Raw genomic sequence first — 7,392 nt, forward strand, 5'->3', positions numbered from 1 at the left:
GGCATCTCCCGCACGCCCCTGCGCGAGGCCCTCAAGGTGCTGGCCTCGGAGGGGCTGATCGACCTCCTGCCCAACCGGGGGGCCCGGGTCCGCCAGCTCGGCCCCGACGAGATGGTGGCGCTGTTCGACGTGATGGGCGGCCTCGAGGCCCTGGCCGGCCGCCTCGCCTGCGAGAAGATCAGCGAGGACGCCTACGCCGAGATCGAGCGCCTGCACCACGCCATGTATGCGTCGTATCTCCGCCGCGACCTGCACGGCTACTTCGCGGCCAACCAGGCCATCCACGACCGGATCGTGGCGGCGGCCGACAACGCGCCGCTTAAGGCGACCTACGCCAACTTCGCCGGGCGCCTGCGCCGGGTCCGCTACGCGGCCAACCTCGACAAGGACCGCGACCGCTGGGGCGAGGCCATGCGCGAGCACGAGGAGATCCTCGATGCCCTGCGCCGCCGGGCCGGCCCGGAACTCAGCGACATCCTGTTCCGCCACCTGCGCAACAAGCGCCGTGCCGCGGCCACGCAGGAGACCGCGGCGGCCGGCGCCTGAGCCGGCCCCATGCTCAGCCCGGTCTCAGCGCTGTCCGGACAGGCGCGTCGCCGCGGCGCGGATCACCTCCGCCGACCGCAGGATGTCGGCCTCGTCCACCTCGAGATGGGTGGTGGCGCGGATCTGGTGCGCGCCGATCGCCCGGACCCTAACCCCTTGATCGAGGCAAGCTTTCGCGAACGCGGAGGCCATCACCCCGAGGGGCTCCACCGAGAAGCACAGGATGTTGGACTGCGCCGCGCCGGCCGGGATGGCGAGGCCGGGTGCGCCCGCGATCCGGTCGCGAAGGAGGGCCGCGTGGGCGTTGTCGCGGCCGAGCTGGTCGATGTGGTGGTCGAGGGCGTAGAGCCCCGCCGCCGCCAGGATGCCGGATTGGCGCATGGCCCCGCCGAGGCGGTACTTCCAGCGCCAGGCCTCGGTGATGAAGTCCCGGCGCCCGCACAGGACTGCCCCGACCGGGCAGCCGAGGCCCTTGCTGAGGTCGATCCAGGCGCTATCGAATCCCTCGGCGTAGTCCCTGGCGGCGATGCCGGTGGCCGCCACCGCGTTGAGGAGCCGGGCCCCGTCGATATGCGCCCGCAGGCCGCGCGCGTGGGCGATGTCGCGGATGCGCCGCATGTCGGGAAGCGCCCAGACCGACCCGCCGGAGAAGCTCGTCGTCTGCTCGATCGACACCAGGGCCGAGCGCGGCGCCGTGCGTGCGGGCGGGCGGATCGCGGCCGCGAAGGCCTCCGGCGTGTAGACCCCCGCCGGGGTCTTCAGGGCCGCGACGGAGACGCCCCCGATGGCGGCCGAGCCCGCGGCCTCCGTGTTGTAGATGTGGGACTGGTCGTCGACAATGATCTCGTCCCCGGGCCGGGTCTGGACCAGGATCGCCACCAGGTTGCACATCGTGCCGGAGGGCATGAACACGCCCGCCTCCTGCCCGAGCAAATCCGCCACCCTGGCGCAGAGCGCGAGGGTCGTGGGGTCCGAATCCGACTGTTCATCCCCCACCTCGGCCCGCGCCATGGCGTCCCGCATCCCCGGCGTGGGCCGCGTCTGGGTGTCGCTGAACAGATCGATCATCGTGCGGGCCCAACTGTATACAAAATATCGGCGCCATCTTAGCTCTGAGCGGCCTGTCCGCCAGCCCATCCGGCTCGAATCGACACCCTATCCGAGGACGATGAAGCATGACCGCCACGGCTGAGCCATCGACCACGCCCCGCGCGGCGACCCGCACGCCCCGCGCGGCCACTCGACAGAACGCCGGGTTCGCCCGCCGGCTCGCCGAGGCCCTGCAGGGCGAGGCCCGCTTCGATCTCTTCACCCGCGGACGCTATGCCACCGACGCCTCGATCTACCAGATCATGCCGGCCGGCGTGGTCCTGCCGCGCTCGGCGGCCGACATTGCCGCGACGCTGAAGATCGCGGCCGAGCACGACGTGCCCGTCATCATGCGCGGCGGCGGCACCTCGCAGAACGGCCAGCCGATCGGGCACGGCCTCGTGGTCGACTGCTCGCGCCATTTCAACGGCATCACCGCCTACGACCCCGAGGGCGGCACCGTCACGGTCGAGCCCGGCATGGTGCTGGAACGCCTCAACACCCGGGTGAAGGCGGAGGGCTGGTTCTTCCCCGTCGAGCCCTCCACGGCCACCCGCTGCACCATCGGCGGCATGGCGGGCAACAACTCCTGCGGGGCCCGCTCGCTGCGCTTCGGCAAGATGAGCGACAATGTGCTGGCCATGCAGGCCCTGCTGCCCGATGGCGCTCCCTTCGGCTTCGGCCTCACCGGCAACGACGGCACGGGCGTGACGGGCTCGGGCCGGGCCGAGCATCTCGCCGCCGCGATGCGGGCGCTGGCCGAATCGGAGCGCGACGAGATCCTGGCGCGCTTTCCCCAGGTGCAGCGGCGGGTCGGCGGCTACAACCTCGACGCCTTGATCGAACCCCGCCCGAACCTCGCCCACCTCCTCGTGGGCTCCGAAGGGACGCTGGCGGCCACCACCGGCGTCACCCTGAAGCTGTCGCGCCTGCCCGCCCACCGGGTCATGGGCGTCTGCCACTTCCCGTCCTTCCGCTCCGCCATGGAGACCACGAAGGCGCTGGTCGACCTCGGTCCGGTTGCCGTCGAGCTCGTCGACAACAACGTCCTGGTGCTCGGCGCCGACATTCCGCTGTTCCGCACCACGCTGGCGGACATCACCCGCGGCAAGCCGAACTGCCTGCTGCTGGTGGAATTCGCCGGCGACGACCGGGACGCGCTCCTGGCCGACCTCAGGCGCCTCGACGCCTGCATGAGCGACCACGGCTTCCGGCACGCCGTGGTGGAGGTGCCCGAGCCCGTCCGCCAGAAATCGGTCTGGGAGGTGCGGGAGGCCTGCCTCAATATCATGATGTCCATGAAGGGCGACGCGAAGCCGGTCTCCTTCATCGAGGATTGCGCGGTGCCCCTGGAGCACCTCGCCGACTACACCGACACCGTCACGGAGGTGTTCACCCGGCACGGCACCCGCGGCACCTGGTACGCCCACGCCTCGGTGGGCTGCCTGCACGTGCGCCCGATCCTCGACATGAAGCAGGGCGGCGACGTCGCCAAGATGCGGGCTATCGCCGAGGAGGCCAGCGCCGCCGTCCGCCGCTTCAAGGGCTCCTATTCCGGCGAGCACGGCGACGGCATCTCGCGCTCGGAATACATCGCGCCGATGTTCGGGGCTCGGCTCACCCGTGCCTTCGAGACCGTCAAGGACGGCTTCGACCCGGACAACCGCCTGAACCCCGGCAAGATCGTCCGGCCCCTGCGCATGGACGACCGCGCGCTGATGCGCTTCCAGCCCGGCTACGCGGTGACGCAACCCGGCACCACGGCCCTCGACTGGTCGGACTGGGGCGGGTTCGGCCCGGCGGTGGAGATGTGCAACAGCAACGGCACCTGCCGGAAGCTCGCCGGCGGCGCCATGTGCCCCTCCTACCGCGTCACCAAGGACGAGCAGCACCTCACCCGGGGCCGGGCGAACTCCCTGCGGCTGGCGATTTCGGGTCAGCTCGGGCCCGACGCCTTCACCGGCCCCGAGATGAAGCGGACCCTGGATCTCTGCGTCTCGTGCAAGGCCTGCCGGCGCGAATGCCCCACCGGCGTCGACATGGCCAAGATGAAGATCGAGTTCCTGCACCATTACCACGCCCGGCACGGCCTGCCCCTGAAGGAGAGGCTGGTGGCGGCGCTGCCCCTCTACGCCGGCACGGCGGCGTGGCTGGCCCCTCTCCTCAACCTGCGCGACCGGCTGCCGGCGCTCGCCCGCCTCTCCGAGCGCGTCGCCGGCCTCTCCGCGCGCCGCACCCTGCCGCAATGGCGCCGGCCCTGGCGCGAGACCGGCGAGCCGGCGCACCCGGGCGACGTGACCGGCGACTTTCGCGACATCGTGCTCTTCGGCGATACCTTCAACCGGGCCTTCGAGCGCGAGAACCTGGAGGCGGCCGAGCGGGTTCTGATCGCGGCCGGCTACCGCCTGCACCGGGTCTTCCCCCATCGTGGGCGCCGCCCGCTCTGCTGCGGACGCACCTATCTCGCATCCGGCCAGACCGATCGCGCCCGGGCGGAAGCCCGGCGGACGCTGACGGCGCTGCTGCCCTACGTGCGAGCCGGTGCACGCATCGTCGGACTCGAACCCTCTTGCCTGCTGACCTTCCGCGACGAGTTCGCGTCGCTGCTGCCGGGCGCCGAGTCGGCCGAGTTCGGCAAGGCGAGCTTCCTGTTCGAGGAGCTCCTGGCCATGGATCTGCAGGCGGGGCGGATCGCGCTGCCGCTATCCGACCAGCACGGGCGGGTGGCACATCTGCACGGTCACTGCCACCAGAAGGCGTTCGCCGCGATGGGTGCGGTGGAGACGGTGCTGCGCGCGGTGCCGGGACTCGATCTGCGCGTCATCGAGTCGAGCTGCTGCGGCATGGCAGGCGCCTTCGGCTACGGCGCCGAGACCATCGACGTGTCCCTGGCGATGGCGGAGCTGTCCCTGTTTCCGGCGCTCCGCAAGGCCGGCCCCGACGATATCGTGGTGGCCGACGGCACCAGCTGCCGCCATCAGATTCACGACGGGCTGGGTCTCGAGGCGCGCCATGTGGCGCGGGTGCTCGACGAAGCCCTGGCGCACAACCGGTCGTGACGGGAGGGAGATCACAGGACGGTCGCGGGCCCGACGGGAGCGGACATGATCGTCCCGCTCCGTCGAACCGGTGTCTTTCGTTATACTCGGTCGCGGCTCAGTTGCTCACCGCGAGCGCGGCGCGCGTTACCGGGAGGCTCGGCGGCGTCGCATCGGCCACCTGATGGGAGGAGCGCTGAGCGGCGGCCGGCACCATCCAGTCCGATGCGATCTGCGCAGACAGCATCAGCACGAGGGCGGCGATCAGCCCGTGTGCGGCGATCCGGAAGGGTTTGGCCGCCTGCTGGACGGAGCGCAGGATCTCGTCCGAGCCGGTGTTTCCGGGAACGCGTCCATCCGAGATCGGGAGCAGCCACGGCTCGCTCGGCAGTGCGTGAACGCCACCCATCTCGTGGGCGCCGGGTAGGTTCTGGAATAGTCCGCTCGACATATCCATCCTCCTGGATCGGTTGCGGCAGGCCAGTCTGGGTACCGTTCGTTCATGTTCAGTTAATCTGGAAATTTGTTCATTTCAAGTTCAGGTGGCCCGCGCGCCCTCCGCACTGCCGCTCTCCGGCGCCTCTGGAAGGCCCGTCGCGAGGATGGTGCGGCCTCGATTCGGGGTCGCGGCCGGGTTCCTTGGCCTGGGTCGAACAGGCTCTCCTAACGATCGGCAGTGCTTCTCCACGCGTAGGTCGTCACCGACGGCGCTTCGCTGCTCGGGGTGATTGCCCGCCTATTCGTGGCGGCCGAATGGGCCGACGCAGTCCCGGGCCTCGATTTTCGGAGTGCCGGGGCACACGCCGGTCCGCCACCTCCCGGTTTGGAGTCGGGAGCGTAACATTCGCACGCACGGCGGAAACATGGACCGCCTACTATGCTTCGCTCCCCCCAGTTCCTCGAGGGCGAAATCATGAAACGCATCGTCGCCGCCGGCCTCATCAGCCTGTCCGCCATCGCCACCTGCGCGGCGGAGCCCGCGCCGGGCGGTCCGCCCAGCCCGAATCCGGGAATGGCGGACGGAAATCGATCCGAAGGCCCGCGCCGGGGACCGCCGGAGGGTGACCGCGACGGCGGCTGGCGCCGCCATCCGCCAATGCTGGGTATGAAGGGCGGCCACCTGCGGTTTCGCAAGGGCGAGACCGGAATCGACTTCAAGTGCGCGGCCGATGACAGCACGAAGGCCTGCGTCGATGCCCTGATGCCCCTCGTGGACAAACTGCTCCAGGCGCGCTGAAGCCGCCGCCCGTGCGTGTCGGTGGCATCCTCTCGCTCCCCGGGAGGATGCCTGATACGCGAACGGCACATCGCACCGCCGGGGCGGCGCGGGACGAACGGGAGAAGAAGTCCGATGAGCAGTGTCGCGCCCGAGGCCGAGATGGACGTCGCGGTGATCGGCGGCGGCATGGTGGGCCTCGCCTCCGCCCTCGCGCTGCGGGAGCGGGGCTTGCGCGTCGTGCTCCTCGATCCCGGCGAGGCCCGGGCCCGCACGTCCTACGGCAATGCGGGCGTGATCAGCCGGGGCTCGATCTTCCCGATGTCGAGCCCGGCGCTCTGGGCCAAGCTGCCGTCCTACCTGCGCAATGCCGATCGCGGTCTGCGTCTGCGCCATACTCATGTCGCCCGGGTCATTCCCTGGACGGCGCACTTCCTGGCGGCTGCCCGCACCTCGGCCTGGGAGCGGGCGGCCGCCGCGCTGCTCCCGCTGACGAGTGCGGCCCTGGCCGAGCATGCACGCCTGGCGGAGCGGGCAGGTGCTTCGCACCTGCTGAGCCGGCCCGGCTGGATCAAGCTCTATCGCACGGACGATGCGTTCGCGGCGGCCGAGCTGGAGCGCGCGATCCTCCGGCGGCACGGCATCGCCCTCGACATCCTCGATTCCGACGCGATCCGCGACGTCGAGCCGGCGCTGGTCCGGACTTATGCGCGGGGCATGTTCCTGCCCGAGACGGGCGCCGTCAGCGATCCCGGCGCTCTCGTCGAAGCCTATGAGCGCCTGTTCGTGGATCTCGACGGGCAGATCCTCCGGCAAGCGGCCCTGCGGTTGGAGCCGGTCGAGGACGGCTGGCAGATCCATCACGCGGCCGGCGTGATGCGGGCGCGTCAGGTGGTGCTGGCGGCAGGGGCGGCCTCGGCCGAGATCGCGCGGGGCCTCGGCTATCGCTTCGCCTTCGCGGCGGAGCGCGGTTACCATCGCCACTTCGCGCTCCACCCCGACAGTCCGCCGCTTACCCGCCCGGTTCTCGATACCGGCGCGGGCTCGATCCTGGCGCCGATGGGGGACGGGCGGGTGCGCGTCCTCTCCGGCGTGGAGCTCAATGCCCGTACGGCGGCGCCGGACTATCACCAGATCGAGGCGGCCTCCCGGGAAGCCGCCGGGACGCTGCGCCTCGGCGCGCCCCTCGACAACCGGCCCTGGATGGGCGCGCGGCCCTCGACGCCGGACGGCATGCCGGTGATCGGCGCCGCACCCCGCCATCGCGGGCTGATCTTCGCCTTCGGTCACGGGCATATCGGCCTCTCCACCGGCGCGATCACGGGGCGCCTGGTCGCGGACCTCGCCACGGGCGCCACGCCCGCGGTTCCGCTGGCGCCGTTCGCGCCACAACGGCTGCTCGGCTGGCCACGCTGGCGGCTTCCGAAGGAGGAACGGCGCTCCGCGTGAAACGCCGGTTGACGACCCTCGCCCGAGCCGCCAAGCGAAAGAACGGCATGCGAA

Annotated in this window: 6 protein-coding genes; 4 read left to right on the forward strand and 2 right to left on the reverse strand. The window is 71.0% G+C overall.

The features are described from left to right. Nucleotides 1-546, forward strand: a 546-nt coding sequence (locus K2X24_RS18980) for a GntR family transcriptional regulator (RefSeq protein ID WP_292500040.1), incomplete at its 5' end; no start/stop codon positions are given. 24 nt (nt 547-570) lie between these two features. Here the strand turns inward: K2X24_RS18980 and K2X24_RS18985 are convergent. Beyond that, the gene (locus K2X24_RS18985; RefSeq protein ID WP_292500042.1) at nt 571-1,614 is read right to left on the reverse strand and encodes a threonine aldolase family protein; all 1,044 of its coding nucleotides are present in this window, start codon (nt 1,612-1,614) and stop codon (nt 571-573) included. A 107-nt stretch (nt 1,615-1,721) separates the two neighbouring features. On the opposite strand from K2X24_RS18985, the gene K2X24_RS18990 reads away from it, so the two are divergent. Beyond that, nucleotides 1,722-4,694, forward strand: a complete 2,973-nt coding sequence (locus K2X24_RS18990) for an FAD-binding and (Fe-S)-binding domain-containing protein (protein WP_292500044.1) — start codon at nt 1,722-1,724, stop codon at nt 4,692-4,694. A gap of 97 nt (nt 4,695-4,791) precedes the next feature. On the opposite strand, the gene K2X24_RS18995 is transcribed toward K2X24_RS18990, so the two are convergent. Continuing rightward, nucleotides 4,792-5,124: a hypothetical protein gene (locus tag K2X24_RS18995; RefSeq protein WP_292500046.1), complete on the reverse strand. Its 333-nt coding sequence runs from the start codon at nt 5,122-5,124 to the stop codon at nt 4,792-4,794. Between the two features lie 462 nt (nt 5,125-5,586). Here K2X24_RS18995 and K2X24_RS19000 point away from each other — a divergent pair, with 462 nt between their 5' ends. Continuing rightward, entirely contained in the window at nt 5,587-5,910 is a 324-nt protein-coding gene (locus K2X24_RS19000; RefSeq protein WP_292500047.1) for a hypothetical protein, read from the forward strand. A gap of 114 nt (nt 5,911-6,024) precedes the next feature. Then, nucleotides 6,025-7,338, forward strand: coding sequence for an FAD-binding oxidoreductase (locus K2X24_RS19005; RefSeq protein WP_292500049.1), 1,314 nt, complete (start codon nt 6,025-6,027; stop codon nt 7,336-7,338). The last annotated feature ends 54 nt before the right edge of the window (nt 7,339-7,392 follow it).

This window comes from Methylobacterium sp., assembly GCF_019750675.1.
Taxonomy (GTDB): domain Bacteria; phylum Pseudomonadota; class Alphaproteobacteria; order Rhizobiales; family Beijerinckiaceae; genus Methylobacterium.

Excerpts from the sequence above, each read along its gene's own strand:
- K2X24_RS18985 (WP_292500042.1), bottom strand. The coding sequence starts at position 1,614 with ATGATCGATCTGTTCAGCGACACCCAGACGCGGCCCACGCCGGGGATG.
- K2X24_RS18990 (WP_292500044.1), top strand. The coding sequence starts at position 1,722 with ATGACCGCCACGGCTGAGCCATCGACCACGCCCCGCGCGGCGACCCGC.
- K2X24_RS18995 (WP_292500046.1), bottom strand. The coding sequence starts at position 5,124 with ATGTCGAGCGGACTATTCCAGAACCTACCCGGCGCCCACGAGATGGGT.
- K2X24_RS19000 (WP_292500047.1), top strand. The coding sequence starts at position 5,587 with ATGAAACGCATCGTCGCCGCCGGCCTCATCAGCCTGTCCGCCATCGCC.
- K2X24_RS19005 (WP_292500049.1), top strand. The coding sequence starts at position 6,025 with ATGAGCAGTGTCGCGCCCGAGGCCGAGATGGACGTCGCGGTGATCGGC.